The sequence below is a fragment of the Streptodolium elevatio genome (genome assembly GCF_053592165.1).
The window spans coordinates 43,721-61,135 of the sequence record NZ_JBSFVE010000035.1 but is presented as its reverse complement, the minus strand read 5'-3'; the positions used below and the strand labels follow the sequence as shown (position 1 = coordinate 61,135).

General features: G+C 72.4%; 14 protein-coding genes and 2 pseudogenes. 8 read left to right on the top strand and 8 right to left on the bottom strand.

All coding sequences use genetic code 11. The features are described 5' to 3' along the window. Nucleotides 1-87 precede the first annotated feature (87 nt). Entirely contained in the window at nt 88-963 is an 876-nt protein-coding gene (locus ACWD12_RS38010) for a cyclase family protein (RefSeq protein ID WP_450103447.1), read from the top strand. Between the two features lie 8 nt (nt 964-971). On the opposite strand, the gene ACWD12_RS38005 is transcribed toward ACWD12_RS38010, so the two are convergent. Beyond that, nucleotides 972-1,724, bottom strand: a complete 753-nt coding sequence (locus ACWD12_RS38005) for a FadR/GntR family transcriptional regulator (RefSeq protein WP_450103444.1) — start codon at nt 1,722-1,724, stop codon at nt 972-974. Between the two features lie 173 nt (nt 1,725-1,897). Continuing rightward, on the bottom strand, nt 1,898-2,494 hold the full coding sequence (locus ACWD12_RS38000) for a TetR/AcrR family transcriptional regulator (RefSeq protein WP_450103443.1): 597 nt from the start codon (nt 2,492-2,494) through the stop codon (nt 1,898-1,900). 155 nt (nt 2,495-2,649) lie between these two features. Between ACWD12_RS38000 and ACWD12_RS37995 the strand changes: the two genes are divergently transcribed. From ACWD12_RS37995 to ACWD12_RS37985, 3 genes are all read left to right on the top strand, one after another. Further along, complete coding sequence (locus ACWD12_RS37995; RefSeq protein WP_450103442.1) at nt 2,650-3,843, top strand: acyl-CoA dehydrogenase family protein; 1,194 nt, start codon at nt 2,650-2,652, stop codon at nt 3,841-3,843. After that, nucleotides 3,840-4,889 (top strand): phosphotransferase family protein, encoded by a 1,050-nt coding sequence (locus tag ACWD12_RS37990; RefSeq protein WP_450103441.1) that lies wholly within the window; start codon nt 3,840-3,842, stop codon nt 4,887-4,889. Before ACWD12_RS37995 ends, ACWD12_RS37990 begins: the two co-directional genes overlap by 4 nt. A 64-nt stretch (nt 4,890-4,953) precedes the next feature. Then, a complete protein-coding gene (locus tag ACWD12_RS37985) occupies nt 4,954-5,712 on the top strand; it encodes an SDR family NAD(P)-dependent oxidoreductase (RefSeq protein WP_450103440.1) in 759 nt (252 codons plus the stop codon). A 54-nt stretch (nt 5,713-5,766) separates the two neighbouring features. Here the strand turns inward: ACWD12_RS37985 and ACWD12_RS37980 are convergent, their stop codons facing one another. The 3 genes and pseudogenes from ACWD12_RS37980 to ACWD12_RS37970 form a co-directional block, all read right to left on the bottom strand. Next, nucleotides 5,767-6,825, bottom strand: coding sequence for a TIGR03617 family F420-dependent LLM class oxidoreductase (locus ACWD12_RS37980; RefSeq protein ID WP_450103439.1), 1,059 nt, complete (start codon nt 6,823-6,825; stop codon nt 5,767-5,769). Nucleotides 6,826-6,847: 22 nt separating this feature from the next. Beyond that, nucleotides 6,848-7,949 (bottom strand): annotated as a pseudogene (locus ACWD12_RS37975) (acyl-CoA dehydrogenase family protein). Nucleotides 7,950-8,042: 93 nt separating this feature from the next. Next, on the bottom strand, nt 8,043-9,533 hold the full coding sequence (locus ACWD12_RS37970) for a 3-hydroxyacyl-CoA dehydrogenase family protein (protein ID WP_450103446.1): 1,491 nt from the start codon (nt 9,531-9,533) through the stop codon (nt 8,043-8,045). Between ACWD12_RS37970 and ACWD12_RS37965 the strand changes: the two genes are divergently transcribed. Continuing rightward, the gene (locus tag ACWD12_RS37965) at nt 9,505-10,809 is read left to right on the top strand and encodes an enoyl-CoA hydratase-related protein (RefSeq protein ID WP_450103438.1); all 1,305 of its coding nucleotides are present in this window, start codon (nt 9,505-9,507) and stop codon (nt 10,807-10,809) included. The genes ACWD12_RS37970 and ACWD12_RS37965 overlap by 29 nt on opposite strands. 58 nt (nt 10,810-10,867) lie before the next feature. On the opposite strand, the gene ACWD12_RS37960 is transcribed toward ACWD12_RS37965, so the two are convergent. The 3 genes from ACWD12_RS37960 to ACWD12_RS37950 form a co-directional block, all read right to left on the bottom strand. Beyond that, nucleotides 10,868-11,833 (bottom strand): hypothetical protein, encoded by a 966-nt coding sequence (locus ACWD12_RS37960; protein ID WP_450103437.1) that lies wholly within the window; start codon nt 11,831-11,833, stop codon nt 10,868-10,870. Nucleotides 11,834-11,950: 117 nt separating this feature from the next. Further along, nucleotides 11,951-13,051 (bottom strand): class II histone deacetylase, encoded by a 1,101-nt coding sequence (locus ACWD12_RS37955; protein WP_358350966.1) that lies wholly within the window; start codon nt 13,049-13,051, stop codon nt 11,951-11,953. Nucleotides 13,052-13,150: 99 nt separating this feature from the next. After that, entirely contained in the window at nt 13,151-14,191 is a 1,041-nt protein-coding gene (locus ACWD12_RS37950; protein WP_450103436.1) for a response regulator transcription factor, read from the bottom strand. Nucleotides 14,192-14,496: 305 nt separating this feature from the next. Here ACWD12_RS37950 and ACWD12_RS37945 point away from each other — a divergent pair, with 305 nt between their 5' ends. The 3 genes and pseudogenes from ACWD12_RS37945 to ACWD12_RS37935 all read left to right on the top strand — a co-directional run bounded on the left by ACWD12_RS37945 (nt 14,497) and on the right by ACWD12_RS37935 (nt 17,412). Next, a complete protein-coding gene (locus tag ACWD12_RS37945; protein ID WP_450103435.1) occupies nt 14,497-15,240 on the top strand; it encodes a methyltransferase domain-containing protein in 744 nt (247 codons plus the stop codon). A 462-nt stretch (nt 15,241-15,702) separates the two neighbouring features. Next, nucleotides 15,703-16,606, top strand: a pseudogene (locus ACWD12_RS37940) (serine hydrolase domain-containing protein). 80 nt (nt 16,607-16,686) lie between these two features. Then, nucleotides 16,687-17,412, top strand: a complete 726-nt coding sequence (locus ACWD12_RS37935) for a hypothetical protein (protein ID WP_450103434.1) — start codon at nt 16,687-16,689, stop codon at nt 17,410-17,412. Nucleotides 17,413-17,415: the final 3 nt, after the last annotated feature.

The window sequence follows — 17,415 nt, the reverse complement described above, 5'->3', positions numbered from 1 at the left end:
TCCGGCACGTCGTCCGCGCTGCTGCTGGCGCTGCTCGCGGCGCACGGCCAGCAGGCGGTCTATGTCCCCGGCCGGACGGTGAACCGCATGTCGGGAAACCCGCCGCGCCACGATGCCGACGACATCCTCCGCAGCCTCGGCATCCCGACGCGGGGTGCGGTGTACGACCTGTCCTCCGGCTGGTGGCGGCACATGCCCGGCTTCGAGGGCTACCCGCGCTTCGAGGTGATCACCTACAACTCCCCGCAGAACCAGCGCGCCACCGGGCAGTTCCCCTTCGACAAGCCGGCGGAGAACGAGGTCCAGGTCGGCTACGTCTCCGAGTTCGTGTCGGGAGGCCTGCACACCGGCACGCACATCGACGCGCTCTGCCACATCACGTGCGGCGAGAACGACGAGTGGCACGGCGGCGTCTCGGCGAACGACGCCCTCGGGACGTTCGGCGCCGAGCGCGGCGACGCCTCGGAACTGGCCCCCGTCATCGGCAGGGGAGTACTGCTCGACATCCCGCCCGTGCTCGGCCTGGAGATCCTGCCACCCGGCTTCGCGGTCGGCGAGGAGCACCTGCGGGCGGCCGCGGAGGCCGCCGACGTGACGATCCAGGACGGCGACATCGTGCTCGTCCGAACCGGGCAGATGAAGTTCTGGCCGGACATCAGGCGCATCCGCAAGCTCAGCGACGGCAGCGGCGTCGCCCTGGACGGCGCGCAATGGCTAGTCGCGCAGGGCGCCCGCTACATCGGCGCCGACACGCTGTCATTCGAGGTGCGGCCGTCGACGGTCCCCGGCAACGAGTTCCCCGTGCACCTGTTCCTGCTGTACGAGAACGGGATCCACATCATGGAGTGGGTCAACTGCGAGGGCCTGGCGGCCGACGGGGTATCCAGCTTCCTCTTCGTGGGGCTGCCGCTCACCATCCGCGGCGGCAGCGGGTCGCCGCTGCGTCCGATCGCGGTGGCCTGACCGCCGCCCTACTCGGCCGAGGCGTCCGGGAGCAGGGCCGCGATCGCCTGCAAGTGCCTCCGCATGCGGTGCTGTGCGAGCGGGGCGTCGCCGGCCACGATCGCCTCGACGATCGCCCGGTGGGCCTCGTGCGACCGCACCGCGCTGTCGTGCTGCTCCTCGTCCGGTTGGCCGCCGGACGCCCAAGTCTGCTGCACCATGTCCTGGTCCAACTGCGTCAGCACCTCGACGAAGAGCGTGATCGCCGGATTTCCGGCGAGTTCGGCGATCACGCTGTGCAGGTTCCGCGCGTGCCCCAGGGTCACGCCGCGCTCGATCAACTCCCGCTCGGTGTCCAGGGGTTCGGTCAGGCGGGCGATCCCCGCCTCGGTCAGTTTCTCGGTCGCGGCGGTGACCCCGGCCAGTTCGAGGGCCATCCTCGCCTCGAACATCTGCCGCCGGTTGACCGCCGCATGCCGCAGGTAGACGCGCGCGGCGTCGCGGACGATGCCCGGGTCGGGCTCGGTGACCACCAGGCCGCCGCCGGGACCGCGCCGCATGCGGGCCATCTGGTGGTGTTCCACGAGCCGCACGGCCTCGCGGAACACGGCCCGGCTGACGCCGTACCGTTCGATCAGGTCCCGCTCGGAGCCGAGGACCGATCCGGTACGCCAACCCGCCTCCAGGATGTCCTTCTCGATCATCGCCGCCACCGTTTCGGCGAGCCGCTGCGGGCTGCCGCCTTCCGGCGTGTGCCGAGTCGCCCTTGCAGCGCTTGTCATGGACAGGCCCTATCCGTCGTGAAGTCGTCTCCGGCGGGAGTCGCGCCCGATGCCCGGAACCTCGATACCTCGTATCGGGATGCCTGGATACAGCGCACTCTTTCTTCGCTCATGGTAGACGAGTGCAAGGAATGCTCGCAGGATGCGGTCGATCGTGGCGAAAATAAGGGTACTTATCCCTCGCCAGGAGCAGCCGTGTCCGCACCGACGATGCGCAACGCCAGCTCGCCGTACTCCCAGACCACGGCGTCCTCGCCGATCTCGCCGTCCTCGCGGAACCACACGGCGACGCCCATGCCCAGGTCCAGAATGGCGTACGAGGCCAGTCTCGCGGACGCGACCCGGAACCGGCCGGCGGCCACGCCGGCCGAGACCAGGTCGCGGAAGCACGCCTCATACTCCGCCCGCCGGCCGAGCACCTCCGCGCGGAACGGCTCCTGGAGGCTGCGCAGTTCGCGGTTGCCGACGAAGGCCTCGAGCCGGTGCCGGGCGTGGTAGCGCACATGGGTCTCGGTGGCGCGCCGGAGCCGTTCCGCCGGATCCTCCGTCGTGGTGACGGCCGCGCGGTGCTGGGCGAGCAGTTCGTCCATGGTCCGGCGGGTGATCTGGACCAGCAGTTCCTGCTTCGAGGCGACGTGCTTGTAGAGGCTCGGCCCCCGCACGCCGATGGCGGCGCCGATGTCGGCCATCGTCGTAGCCTCGTAGCCGAACCTGGTGAACAGGTCGAGGGCCGCCGCGCGGATGTCGTCGGACCGCGGTGAACCGGACAAGGCCGCACTCCCTGGTAGCCGTCGGCTAATGATGCGTAGCTGGATGATCGAAGTTTCCGTGATCCTATCGCGATTTGACAGGTCGTGCTGCTATGGTCCTGGCTAATCATCATTAGCCAAGATCATTAGCTGAGATCATCAGCCAGGGAGACTGTGTGACTGTCGACCTCACGCCCGGCCCGGTCGCGGAGGACCTCGCCCGGCGTACCGCGCGCTTCGTCCGCGAGACGGTCGTCCCCGTCGAGGAGCGCCTCGGCGGGGTGCCGGGCTCCGACGACGTACGCCTGGAACTCCAGCGGGCCGCACGGGAGGCCGGCGTCTTCGCACCGCACGTCTCCCCGGAGTACGGCGGCCACGGGCTGGACATGCGGGACCGCGCTTTCGTCTTCGAAGAGGCCGGCTATTCGCTGCTGGGCCCGCTCGCGCTCAACATCGCCGCGCCCGACGAGGGCAACATGCACATGCTGGAAGCCATCGCGTCCCCCGCGCAGAAGGAGCGCTACCTGCGTCCCCTCGCCGCCGGTGCGACGCGTTCCTGCTTCGCGATGACCGAGCCCGCACCCGGGGTCGGCTCGGACCCGGCGGCGCTCGCCACCACGGCCGAGCGCATACCCGGCGGCTGGCGCATCGACGGCCGCAAGTGGTTCATCACCGGGGCGGACGGCGCCGACTTCGTGATCGTGATGGCGCGTACGTCGGGCGCACCCGGCGACGCCGGCGGGGCCACCATGTTCCTCGTCGACGCGGGGAACCCGGGCATGCGCATCGTGCGGCACATCGAGACCCTCGACGAGAGTCTGTTCGGCGGACACGCCGAGATGCTCTTCGACGGCTGCACCGTCCCGGACGACGCGGTGCTCGGCGAGGTGGACGAAGGCTTCCGGTATGCCCGGGTCCGGCTCGGTCCGGCCCGTACCACGCACTGCATGCGCTGGCTCGGCATCGCCCGACGTGCCCAGGACATCGCGGTGGCAAGGGCCGCCGAACGCGAGCTCTTCGGCTCGCGGCTGGCCGAACTCGGCATGGTCCAGGCGATGATCGCGGACAACGAGATCGACATCGCCGCCGCGCACGGCCTCATTCTCCAGGCCTGCGCCGATCTCGACCGGGGCGGGTCCGGGGCGCAGTCCACCTCCATCGCCAAGACCTTCTGCGCCGAAGCGGTCTGGCGGGTGGTGGACCGCTCGCTGCAGATCTGCGGCGCCCTCGGCGTGTCCGGCGACGTACTGCTCGGCCGATTCCTGCGCGAGACAAGGCCGTTCAGGATCTACGACGGCCCCTCCGAGACCCACCGCTGGTCCATCGCCCGCCGCGTCGTCCGGCGCCACGACGCGGCGCATGCCCGATGAGCGCGGGCTCTGTCGGCGAAGCCGGGCGTCCAGGCACCGACGGGCTCGACCCGGCCGTCCTGGAGCGGTTCTTCGCGGACAACGTGCCGGGCTTCCGCGGCGGTCTGACCGCCGAACTCCTGCACGGCGGCCGGTCCAACCTCACCTACAAGGCGACCGACGGCGCGAACACCTGGGTCGTCCGCCGCCCGCCGCTGGGCGGGCTGACCCCCTCCGCGCACGACATGGCCCGCGAATACCGGGTCGTCTCCGCGCTCGCGGACAGCGCCGTCCCGGTGCCGCGAGCCGTGGCGCTGGCCGACGACACGCTGCTGGGTGTGCCGTTCTCGGTGGTCGAGTACGTCCCGGGAACCGTCATCCGGACCCGCGAGCAGCTGCACCGGCTGCCGGACCACCGGATCGCGGGCTGCGCCCATGCCCTCGTGGACACCCTGGCCCGCCTCCACGCCGTCGACCCGGCCGAGATCGGACTCGCGGACTTCGGACGGCCCGAGGGCTACCTCTCCCGCCAGGTCGCGCGGTGGTACGACCAATGGCAGCGCGTACGCACCCGCGAACTCGCGGACATCGACAGGCTGTACGCACGGCTCGCCGAGACTTGTCCGCGCGAGAGCGGCTTCGCGATCGTGCACGGCGACTTCCGGATCGACAACGCCATCCTCGCCCCGGACGATCCGGAGGAGGTGCGCGCCGTCGTCGACTGGGAGATGGCGACGCTCGGCGACCCGCTCGCGGACCTGGGCCTGCATGTGGCGTACGCGGACCCCGCCTTCGCGCCGGTGCTGGCCGGCGCCGCCGCGTCGACCAGCGAACGCCTGCCGCGGCCGGGGGAGTTGGCCCGGCGCTACGCCGAGACCTCCGGCCGCGACGTGACCGGCCTCGGGTTCCACGTCGCTCTCGGCTACTTCAAGACCGCGGTCATCGCCGAGGGCATCCACGCCCGCTTCCGCGGCGGGCTCACCAGGGGTTCCGGATTCGAGACCGTCGGCCGGGCGCCCGCGCCGCTCGCGGCGGCCGGTCTGCGGGCGCTGACCGGATCCGTCTGACCGCCGCACCGACCGCGCGCCCCGACACCGCGCCCCGACACCCCATCCACCAGAAGGAGTGCACATGGGAATCCTGGACCGCTTCCGGCTCGACGGCCGGGTCGCCATCGTGACCGGAGCGTCTTCGGGCGTCGGCGTGGTCATCGCGCGCGCTCTCGCCGAGGCCGGCGCCGACATCGTCCTGGCCGCGCGCCGGGCCGAGCAACTCGCCGAGACCGCCGAGCTGGTGGCGAAGGCCGGACAGAGGGCGCTGTGTGTGCCGACCGACGTCTCCGTGCCGGAGCAGTGCCGCGCGCTGGCGGCCGCGGCCGCCGAGTTCGGATCGGTCCGCGTGCTCGTCAACAACGCCGGAGTGGGCACCGCGGTCCCCGCGGTGCGGGAGACCCCCGAGCAGTTCCGGTCGGTGCTGGACGTCAACCTCTCCGGCGCGTACTGGATGGCGCAGGCCGCCGGGGGCGTGATGCGGGAGGGCGGTTCCATCGTCAACATCTCCAGCATCCTCGGCCTGGTCACCGCAGGCCTCCCGCAAACCGCGTACGCCGCGTCCAAGGCCGGTCTCCTGGGGCTGACCCGGGACCTCGCCGCCCAGTGGAGCAGCCGCCGGGGCATCCGGGTCAACGCCGTCGCACCCGGGTTCTTCGCGTCCGAGATGACCGACCAGTACCCGGACGGCTACCTCGCGGACCGCCTCGGCGGCCTGTCCGTGCCTCGCCTCGGCGACGCCGAGGAACTCGCCGCCGCAGTGCTGTTCCTCGCATCCGACGCTGGCGGCTACGTCACCGGCACGACCCTGACCGTCGACGGCGGCCTGACGATCTCCTGACGGGTGCTCCAGGCGTGCGTCCGCCGCGCGCCCGTTCGTACATCGGTCGCCACGTCACCCGTTGCGGACGCCGTCGAGGACGTCCAAGGCGAGATCCGGATCCGCGCCGGCCGCCAGCGACACCGACACCCGGTCGTAGACACCCGTGCTGCGCTCGCGGATCAACTTGCCTGCCGCTGCGGGGCTTTCGGCGACGACCGCGAACGCGTTCAGCACGTCGTCGTCGACGAGCCGCCCCATCTCCTCCCACCGCCCGGCGAGCGACAACGTGCGCAATTCCTCTTGCAGCGCGCCCCAGCCGTGATGCTCCAGCACGCCGCGGTACGCGGGGGTGGACCCGTAGAAGGCGATCCGCTCCCGGATACCGGCGAGGCCGTGTTCGTACTCCGCCTCCGTACGGCCGGTGGCGACCAGCACGTTCCCGGCGATCTCGAAGGGCCGCCCGGTCCAGGGCGCCCGTGCGGCTTCGGCTTCGGCTCGGGCGGCAAGGACCCGCGGGGCGAGTTGCGCGGCGACGTACGGCACGGTGCTGAACGGGTGGCAGATCACGCCGTCGCCGACCGCTCCGGCCGCCGCGGCCATCCGGGGCCCGACGGCCGCGACGAGCACAAGGGGCGGGCCCTGAGCTACCGGGCCGGGGTCAAACAGCGGGTTCATCAGGCTGTGGCGATAGAACTCGCCCTGGAAATCCAGCTTCTCGCCGGTCTGCCAGCTGTGCCAGACGGCCCGGGTGGCGGCCACGAACTCCTGCATGCGCGCGGCCGGTTGGGACCACGGCATGGCGAACCGGCGGGTGATGTGGGCCTTCACCTGCGACCCCAGGCCGATCACGGCGCGGCCCCCGGAGATCTGCTGAAGTGTCCAGGCGCTGGAGGCCAGCGTCATCGGAGTCCTGGCGAAGGCGATGGCCACACCCGTGGCGACCTCGATCCTGGAGGTACGCGAGGCGGCGACGGCCAGCAGCTGGAACGGATCCTGCGCGGTCTCGGGGACTAGGACCCGGTCGACGCCGCGCTGTTCGGCGGTGATCGCGGCGTCCGCGGCGCCGGGTGACGCGCCGGTGCCGACGTCCAGTTTCAGAGGGGGCGGTGTGGGGTGCGGGGGAGTGGTCATGGTGCGGGCTTCTCCTGCGGTGTCAGGCCATCGCGTTCACGCCCGTGAGGGCGCGTCCGATGATGAGCTTCTGGATCTGGCTGGTGCCTTCGTAGAGCGTGAGAACGCGTGCGTCCCGCAGGTACCTGCCGAGCGGGTACTCGTCGATGTAGCCGTAGCCGCCGAGTACCTGGAGGCAGTTGTTGGTGACCCGGACGGCCGTTTCGCCCGCGTGGTACTTCGCCGTCGAGGCGTCCACCGCGTACCCCTTGGGACCGATGCCGGCGTCCGCCATTCGCGCGACCTGATGGGTCAGCAGGCGGGACGCCCGGACGTCGACCTCGGAGTCCGCGAGGAGTTCCTGCACGAGCTGGAAGCCCGCGATCGGCCGGCCGAACTGGGTCCGTTCCGTCGAGTAGCGCACGGCCGCGTCGACCGCGGCCTGGGCCACGCCCACGGCTCCGGCCGCCACCGAGACGCGGCCGCGCTCCCAGCGCGATGGCCAGGCCCTTGCCGACCTCGCCGAGGCGGGCCGAATCCGGGACGCGTACCGCGTCGAAGCCGATCTCGGCGGTCGCCTGGCCGCGCAGCCCGAGCTTGCCGTGGATCTCCGTGGCGGTGAAGCCGCGCGAAGCGGTCGGCACGAGGAAGGCGGTGATGCCGGTTTCGTCGGTCCGGGCGAAGGTCAGCGCGACCTCGGCCGCGGTGCCGTTGGTGATGAACGTCTTGCCGCCGCTGATCACCCAGTCGCCGCCGTCGCGTACCGCCCGGGTGGCGAGCGACGCCGCGTCGGATCCGGTCCCGGGCTCGGTCAGCGCGAAACAGCCGAGAACCTCGCCGCGTACGAGCCGCGGCAGCCACTGCCGCTTCTGCTCGTCGGTGCCGTGCGCCGCGATGGTCTTGGTCACCAGCCCGAGGGACACCGACACGATGCCGCGGACCGAGGAGTCGCCGCGTCCGAGTTCCTCGGTGACCAGGACGTACGAGAGCATGTCGGCTTCCACGCCGCCGTACTCCTCCGGGATCATCAGGCCCAGGAAGCCCAGTTCGCCGAGCCTCTTCGCGATGTCCGGGTCGACCCGCTCGGCGCGGTCCCACTCGCGGGCGTGCGGGGCGACCTCGCGGTCGACGAACTGTGCGGCCATGGCCCTGATTTCGCGTTGGGTCGTGGTGAGGCCGAAGTCCCGTGAGCGCAAAGCTCCTCCTCCTTGGTGTGATGGCGGCAGCAACGGGCGGGGTCAGTACGCGCCGTCGTCGGGCGACGCGCCCGACTCGGCGAGCGGCAGCCCGAGTTGCGCCCGCTCGGCGACCCAGCGGGTCGGCCGGTAGCGCGGATCGCCGGTGGTGCGGTGCAAGCCCTCGTGCAGTGCGAGCATCCGCCGCGGACCGACGGTGTCGCCCCAGCCGAGCGGCCCCATCGGGTAGCCGAGTCCGGCCATGACGGCGGCGTCGATGTCCCGCGGTGCGGCGATCGACCGCTCGGCGATCGAGGCGCCCACCGAGACGATCGACGCGAGCAGCCGTTGCGCGACCGAGCCCGCGGTGTCGCGTACGACCGAGACGGTCCGTGGCACGCCGCCCGGGTCGGCGCGGGCGAGGACGGCTCGGGCGTCACGGCCCGCGGCGCGGTCGGTCGCGGGGGTCACCGCCAGCACACGGCGGGATGCGGCCAGGGACAGCGGGTCGACGCCCAGCGTCCGCCGCAGGGGCAGGTCCGCGGCCGCCACCGCGGCCGCGACGGCGGTTCCCCAGGTGGGGACCAGCACCACCGCGTCGGCCGGCGGGACCGGGCCGCCGCGCGGAGCCGCACCCGTCCCGGCGAGGGCGGCGCGCAACGCGTCGGCATCCGGGCCGTCGCCTGCCACCCACACCGGGCGTTCGGCGTCGCCGTCGACGGGCGGCTCGGGCGGGACTTCGGCATTTCCGTCGCCGTACGTGTAGAAGCCGCGCCCGGTCTTGCGTCCGAGCAGACCGGCCGCGACGCGGTTGGCCGCGACGACGGAGGGGCGCAGCCGGTCCGAGTGCGCGAACCCCCGCCAGATCGTGTCGGTGACAGCCGCGGTGATGTCCAACCCGGTGAGGTCCATGAGTTCGAACGGCCCCATGCGCAGCCCGAGAACGTCGCGCGCGATGCGGTCGATCCCCGCCGCGTCCGCCACCGACTCCTCCAGCAGGGCCAGCGCCTCCGTCGCGAGCCCGCGTCCCGCGTGGTTGACCAGGAAGCCGGGGGTGTCCGCCACCACCACGGCGGCATGCCCGCTGCGGCGGACGAACTCGGCGAGGATGTGCGGGATTTCCGGTCGGGTCCGGGCGCCGGGAACGACCTCGACGATCTTCATGAGCGGCACGGGGTTGAAGAAGTGCAGCCCGGCGAGCCGGGAGGGATCCGACAGGCCCGCGCCGATCACCGTGACCGTCAGCGAGGAGGTGTTGGTGGCGAAGACCGCCTCGGCGGGCAGCACCTCCTCCAGCGCACGGAACATCGCGATCTTCGCGGCGAGGTCCTCGTGGATGGCCTCGACGACCAGGTCCACCGCCGGACCGGGAGCGGTCGGCGAGTGGAGGGGCACGAGCCGTCCCCGGACGTCCGCGGCGTCCTCGGAGGTCATCCGCCCGTTCCGGACCGCCCGCCGCAGCATGTCCTCGACGAAGGCGAGTACCTCGGGCACGGATTCCGGGCGGGCGTCGCACAGTTCGACGGTGTGTCCGGCGGTCGCGGCCCAGTACATCACGCTCAACCGCCCGCACAAGGGGAACTCCCTGACCGGCACGATGATGCCGCAGGTGCGGGCGGTGTGGAGCGAGGTCCGGGACGACCCGTGGATCCGCGCCGCCATCGTCACCGGAGCCGGCGACCGGCACTTCTGCACGGGGGCCGACGTGAACGTCGTCGCCGGACGCGGCGGGATGAGCACGGGCACCGGCCCCCTCACCGACGAGGTGTTCTGGTCGCCGCGGCAGAACCGGGTGTGGAAGCCGGTCATCTGCGCGGTCAACGGCCTCGCGGCGGGCGCCGGGCTGCACTTCGTGGTCGACGCCGACATCGTCGTCGCCTCCGAGCGGGCGGCCTTCATGGACAGCCACGTCAACGTCGGGCTGGTGGGCGCCATGGAGAACATCGGCCTGGCCAAGCGCCTGCCACTGGGGTCCGCGCTGCGGATGACGCTGATGGGCAAGGACTACCGCATGCCCGCGGAGCGCGCCTACCAGCTGGGGCTGGCCGACGAACTCGTCGCCCACGAAAGCCTCATGGACACGGCCGAGGAAATCGCCCGCAGCATCGCCAAGAACTCCCCGGCCGCGGTGTCGCTTTCGCAGCAGGCGGTCTGGGGTTCGCTCGAAATGGGCTACGCCCAGGCCTGCGAGTACGGATGGGCCCTGCTGCGCATGCACTGGGCGCACCCCGACTCCAAGGAAGGGCCGCGGGCGTTCAGCGAGGGCCGCGAGCCCAAAGGGGTCACGGTGTCCCCGATCCCGACGCACGACGGCGGCCGCCTGAACGAGGTCCGCTTCGACGATGTGCGCGTCCCGGTCGCGGACCGCGTCGGCGCGGAGAACGAGGGCTGGCAGGTCGTCGGGTCGGCCCTCGCCGTCGAGCGGCACGTGCAGTTCCCGCCCAAACGGCTCCGGCGCGACCTCCAGGACCTGGTCCGCTGGGTCGAGGACGCGGGCCTCGGCCAGGACCCGGCGGTCCGCGGACGCCTGGCCGAACTGGCGGTGCGGGTGGCGGAGGTCGAGGCACTGGCCCTGGCGCTGCTGGGCGAGATCATCGCCGGTGAGCCGTCCGCGGTCCCGGCCGCGTACCACAAGCTCGCCGGAACCACGGTTGCCCAGGAAATCGCCCGTGCGGCCATGGAGTTCGGCTCGCCGGAGGCGCTCGTCAAGGGCACCGACATCGAGTTCATGTGGCGGCAGGCGATCCTGGAGACCATCGGCGGCGGCACCTCCGAAACCATGCGCGGACTCGTCGCCCGGCAGGCTTTCGGCCTCGGCGCCCGCACCTGACGCGCCACGCTTCGCCCGGTCGAGTGGGGCCGACGTTCCCGTGGCGCGAGCCGGCGCGTCAGTTGAGCGAGCCCTCCATGCCGCTGTAGATCTCGGTGGCCTCGCAGAAGGCGAAGCCGTGCGCCTCCGCGTACGCCATGGCCTCGTCGACTTTGGTCAGGTCCGTGGCCAGGTCGTGGCCCCAGCCGTCGGCGTGTGCGGGGGCGAGGAGTTCGTCGCGGTGCGTGCGCAGATTGGCGCGCGCCGCGGCGACCGCGTGCGGAGGGACCAGGCCGCCTACCGAGTAGTTCCCGGTGATGGTGGGCTCCGCCGCCCAGTCGCGGCTCGGGAACACCTCGGCCAGCGCGTCGTACAGCGGAGTCGGCAGGCCGAAGCCGACGTCGTCGACGCCCGCGGTGGCACACACCCGGGTCGGCCAGGTGTACCCCCGCGACATCCAGCCGGGGTGGAACACGGCCGCGAACTCGACGACACTGAAGGGGACTTCGCTGTCGATGAGGACACCGGGCGGGTGTTCGCGCCCGGTGTCGGGATCGCGTACGGTCGGCGCGCCGGAGCGCAGTGCGGCGCCGGCCGCCCGCAGGATCCGCATGCGCCACGACATGTGCTCGCGCAGCGCCCCCGCCTCGGGGATGACGCCTTCCGTCGAGGGGGTGGCGTGCGCGGCGAGCCCGGGGTGCAGGCGGTCGAGCATCTCGCGGGCGAGCGCCGGGACTTCCTCCGGAGTGGCGGCCAGATAGCGCCCGATGTCGTGGACGACCTGCGCAGGATCGTCCCCGGTGACGAAGAACGGGCGGCCCCACACGTGCAGCCTGGTGTCGAACGCGTCCACGCCCAGCCCCTTGGCGGCGTCGATCGCCCCGACCGCCCACTGCTTGGCCTCGAACCGCGTCCGGCGGACGGCCACCGCCCGGTCGAGGAGGTCGTCGAGGCCGTCGTCGTCGCCGACCCCGGCGATGTACGGCAGCAGGCGGTCCTGGACGAGGGCCAGGTCAACGGGGTGGAAGCTTGTGTCGAAACCCATGCGTGCCGACGATACCCGGTCGGGGTCCGCCGGTCGGAGCCGGTTCGGCAGGGCGGCTCGCACCGCCGCGCCGATCGTCCGACTGCCGCCCCGGCACCGCGCGTTGCGGCGCCGCCGTCACTTGAGGAGCGACCGGGCGGCGTCGACGGCTTCGCGCTGATGGGGCTGGAGGTCCTGGCCGGCGAAGCCGGAGACGATCGGGAGGAACGGGTCGTCCAGCGTGCGGACTCCGGCCATCGCCTCGATCACCGCGAGGCCGCAGAAGGGGACGTACGACGGGTTGTAGCCGCCCTCGTGCGACATCACGACCCGGCCGCCGCACAGGTCGGCCGCGGTGTCGAGCAGGCGTTCGGTGAGTGCCCGGTAGCCCTCGGAGGTGACCATCTGGCGGGCCATCGGGTCCATCGCACTGGCGTCGAACCCCGAGGCGACCAGCACGAGTTGCGGCTCGAAGGCACGGAGCGCGGGGACGACCACGGTGTCCATCGCGTACAGGTAGGCCCCGTCGCCGGAACCGGCCGGGAGCGGGACGTTGACGGCGGAGCCCAGCCCCGCCCCCTCGCCGCGCTCGTCGCGGTACCCGCTGCGCGGCGGGAAAACGTCGTCCTGGTGCAGCGAGATCGTCAGGACGTCCGGGTCGGCGTAGAACGCCTTCTGGGTGCCGTTGCCGTGGTGCACGTCCCAGTCGAGGACCGCGACGCGCTCGATGCCACGCGCCGCCATGGCGTGCCGGACCGCGACGGCGACGTTGCCGAAGATGCAGAAGCCCATGCCGGTCTGCGGTTCGGCGTGGTGGCCCGGCGGCCGCACCAGGGCGTACGCGTTGTCCACGACACCGTCCAGCACCGCGTCGACCGCCACGATGGCGCCGCCCGCGGCGAGCGCCGCGATCTCGTACGCGCCCTGGCCGAACGGGCTGAGGCCGTCGCCCGCGTCGCCGCCCTTGGGCAGCAGGCTCTCGGCCCGCACCCGGTCGAGGTGCGCGCGGTCGTGCACGCGCAGGATCTCCTCCTCGGTGGCCGCGCGCGGTGCCAGCCGCACCAGCTGGTCGGCGAGCCCCGAGACCACCAGGAGTTCGTGCAGGCGGCGCTTGGTCTCCGCGTTCTCGACGTGGACCAGCGGCTGGAGCCCGGCGGCGGGGTTCGAGGGGAACAATCCCGCGTGGGTTCCGGTGTCATGCCAGCCGAAGATCTCGTGGTAGACGTATCCGGTGGTCATGGCGGCCTCCTCGGCGCATCGCGGTCCGGCGTTGGGGATGCAAGCCTCGGGCGCGCGAGGTGGGCGGCGGGTCCGTGAGTTCACGGACAAGTTCGCGCGTCAGGCCACCGATGGGTGCCGCCGGCGGGACGCGGTGCGGGTGAACGAGGTGAGGTCGCCCAGGTCCCCGGACCCGGGACGCGGGCGCACCAGGCCGTTGCGCGCCGCGACGGCGGCCAACTCGCTGCGCGAGCGGCAGTCGAGCTTGCCGAGCAGGCGTTCCACGTACGTCTCCACCGTGCGGCGCCCGATGGTGAGCCGGTCCGCGATCACCGGGTTGGCGTGCCCGGCGGCGATGGCGGTGAGCACGTCGACCTCGCGCATGGTGAGGCCGCTCTCGTTGGGATACGCGCGCGTGAGCAGCACCGCCCCGGCGTACGACGACCGCCCGGCGGCGAGCAGGACCGCCTGGAGCCACCGCCGGCCGACGGGCCACAGGAACTCCAGGCGCGGTTCGCGCAGCGCCGCGAAGCGGACGGCCAGCGAGCGGAGCCCGGCGTCCTGCGCGGCCGGCCCTTCCGGCCGCGCGCGCAGCGGCAGCACGCGGCCGTCGGGAGTGACCCGGTTCCCCGTCCAGTCGGGGCCGTACGCCGCGTCCACCTGCGGACTCAGGCACGGGTCGACATGCGGTACGAGGAACGCCGCAACCTCCGCCACAAAGGCCCGCGCCGCCTCCCCGAACGCCGCCGGGCGCCCGGCGCTCATCTGGATGAACCCGGCGGGCCGCCCTGCCTCGTCGCGCAGGCAGGCACCGAGCCCGTCGTCGTAGCCGGCCGGTGCGAGCCAGTCGCGATAGTGCGGCGAGCTCCGGAAGCCGAGGCCCTCGTCGTCCATCAGCAGCGGCAGGTCCGAATTGCGCAGCAGCCGCCCCCACACGGTTCCCGGCATGCCGGTCAGGTCGGCCGAGACGCCGCTCGGGTAGCCCTGCTCGGCGACCACCGCATAGCGCGACGCGACCGGGTCCCAGCCCGTGACCTGCACGGCGCTCAGCTCCGGCAGGGCGAGTGCGAGCGCGTCGAACGCCTGTCTCCAGTCGGCACCGCCGGGCCGGTTGAGGGCAAGGCCCACCCCGACCGCCGCGGCGACCGTACGTCTGTCCATGTCCGCCTCCTCGTGCCCGCCCGGCGCCGACCCCGCCGCCGATGGAGGTACATCGTTTGACCGCAAACAATGCGCCGTCAAGCTCCCCGCCCCACCGAGCCCCACGAGCCACCGCCAAGTGGCCCAGGATGATCGGCAAGACGGCAAGCGCAGCCGACGCCCCGATCAGCGGGAAACAGGCCAGATCCGTCATCGACGTCACCAGGGTCCGGCGTTGGCGACGGTGGTCAACCGGCCTGGTGGGTAGTGGTGTTCGGGGTGGGGGCTGCCCGCGGGGGTGATCGGGCCATCCGGATACTTGGGCCATGAACATCTACGACACGATCGGCACTTCGTACGTCCACACCCGGCAGCCGGATCCGCGGATCGCCGCGCAGATCCATGCGACGCTGGGGGACGCGTCCGACGTGATCAACATCGGGGCCGGCAGCGGCTCGTACGAACCGCCTCAGACGGTCCTCGCGGTGGAGCCGAGTGAGGTCATGATCGCGCAGCGGCCGCCCGGTGCCGCGCCCGCCGTGCGCGCGGTGGCCGAACGCCTGCCGGTGCGCGACGGCGCCGCCGATGCCGTCATGGCCCTGCTGACCATCCACCACTGGACCGATCCGGAGGCCGGGATCGCCGAGCTGCGCCGGATCGCCAGGCGCCGCATCGTGGTCCTGACGTGGGACCAGCAGGTGTTCCGCGAACGGTTCTGGCTGGTGCGGGACTACCTCCCGCAGGCCGCCGCGTTCGACGACGAGCGGGCCATGCCGACCGACGTCGTGGCCGAACTGCTGGGCGGGGCACGGCAGGAGCCCGTGCCCATCCCGCACGACTGCACCGACGGCTTCGGTGCCGCGTTCTGGCGGCGGCCGCAGGCGTACCTTGACCCCCGGGTACGCGCCGGCATCTCGATGCTCGCGCAGACCGGCGACGCCGCCCTGGCGCCCGGCCTGGCCGCGCTCGAGGACGACCTGAACACCGGTCGCTGGCAGGACCGTTACGCCGATCTGTTGGCACTGGACAGCATCGACGTCGGCTACCGCCTCCTCGTCGCCGAACTCTGACCGCCGGGGGCGCGGCCACGACCCGTTTGGGCCAGGCCGGCGTGCGCGCCGTCCGGCCGCAACCCGTACCCTCCGGCGCCCGGTTCTCCGACTCGGAAGAACGGCGATCCCGGGCCCGTCCGTCCGGCGTGCCAACCAACCGTGTCGGCTGGCGACCTCGATCATGATTTGTGACTCTGAAGAGACGGCGCCATCCGGACGCCGTTCGATCGTGAGGAGATCTCATGCTCACCAAGCTGCACCCGACAACGGAGGCCGTGGCCTCGTCGGTCGAGCGTCGGCGCTGACCACGCTGCTCGCGGAGGACGAGGCCGCGCGACACCGATCCGGTCGAGGACGACCCCGCAGAGGCGTTCCGGGACCACGAACACACCGCAGTCGTCGCGGTGATCGCCGGCACCGCCACTTTGTCGCGCGAGCTGGACGCGTCATCCGCAACCCACGGCGTACGAGATCGGCTCGGTGACCAAGACCTTCACCGCGTTGCTGCTCGCGGACTCGGTGGCGCGAGGGGAGGTGCGCCTCAGCGACCCGGTCGACGCGTACCTCCCGGCCGGATGCCGCCCCAGGGTCGCCGCCGGAGGTCCGATGACGCTGTTGCACCTGGCCACTCACACGTCGGGACTGCCCAGAACTGCCGCCGGGGCTGGCCGCGCGTGCCCTGCCGAACTGGTCGGACAATCCGTACGCCGCATTCTCCGACGACCTGTTCCGCGCCGCCCTCCCGCGCACCCGGGTCACCAACAGGCCCGGCAGCAGGGTCCGTTACTCGAACTACGGGGTGGCGCTGCTGGGTCGCCTGTTGGCCGGGGCGGCGGGACGGACCTACCCGGAACTGCTGGCGGAACGTGTCTGCCGTCCGCTCGGCCTCACCGCGACCGGATGCGCTCCCGATCCCGTGGCGCAGGCCGTCGGGCACCGGCGCGGACGGCCGCTGCCGCCGTGGCGGATCCCCGGACTGCCCGCGGCGGGCGCGCTCCGCTCGACCGGGGACGACATGTTGCGGTACCTGGCCGCCCACCTGGCGCCGACCAGCACACCGCAGGCCGGCGCGCTATCGACAGGCGCGCTACCGATCGGCGCGCCGCCGATCGCGGACGCGCTGCGCGAGGTGCGGAAACCACGCTTGAGCCGGGCCCGTTCGGGCGACGAACTGTGCCTGGTCTGGAACTCGCGCCAAGTAGGGGGCCAGAGCGTGGTGTTCCATGCCGGTGCCACGCGCGGGTTCGTCGCCTTCCTCGGGTTCGCCCCGCAAAGCGGCACCGCACTTGCGGCCATGACCAACACCGGTCCGACGCTGACGGGCGCGTTCGTGCAGACCGCGTACTCCGCCCTGCGCGGACTCATGCTCATGGCCACGCCCTGAGTGTTGCGGAACGCGGCGCCGTCACGGATGTGCGGCGGGTGCCGATCCTGCTGTCGGGCGGCCATGGGATGGTTGCACCCATGGGGATCTTGGCGCCGGAGCGGCGCGGACATGTCGCCGCGGCCACCGGCCTTCTCGGCGCCGCGCTTCTGCTGACCGGCTGTGGTGAGCAGCGGGGCACGGACGCGGCGGTCAGCGCGCCGAGCGCCGCCGCCCGGAGCACCGGCCCGGACGTAACCGGCCCGAACGCAACCGGCCCGAGCACCACTGCTCCGAGCACGGCACGGAGCGTTGCGCCGAGTGCCGCCGCGAACGAGAGCGAGAGCGCGGGTGCGAGCGAGACCGCCGCCTCCCCGCTGGGGCCGCCCGCGTACGTCGAGCCGGGGATCGTCGACGGAGCCCCGCACAACGGCGCCAACAACGACTACCGCCGACCGGGCGAGATGTCGGCCGCGAATGAGGCCGCTGCGCAGCGTGAGGCAGCGCGTATCGAGCCGGTGCTCAGGCAGTTGTGGACAGCGCGTACCTGGGATCCCCGGACCGTACGCGAGGCGCTGCTCCGACTCGGGTACGAGGAGGAGCGGACCGGCCCCACGGGTGAGCCGCTCGGCGGCACGCTTTCCGTGCAGCCGATGGCGCCCCGCCACGAGGTGGACCACTACGTGACCCCCGAGGGAGCCAGGATCGCGCTTCGCGTCGGTGGAGACGCGTGTGTCACGGCCTGGGTGCAGCAGGCGAACTTCACGGTGAAGGTCAACGGCAGGTTCGCGGAGACCGGCTGTTTCGAGCCCGCCGTCGGCCACTGAGCC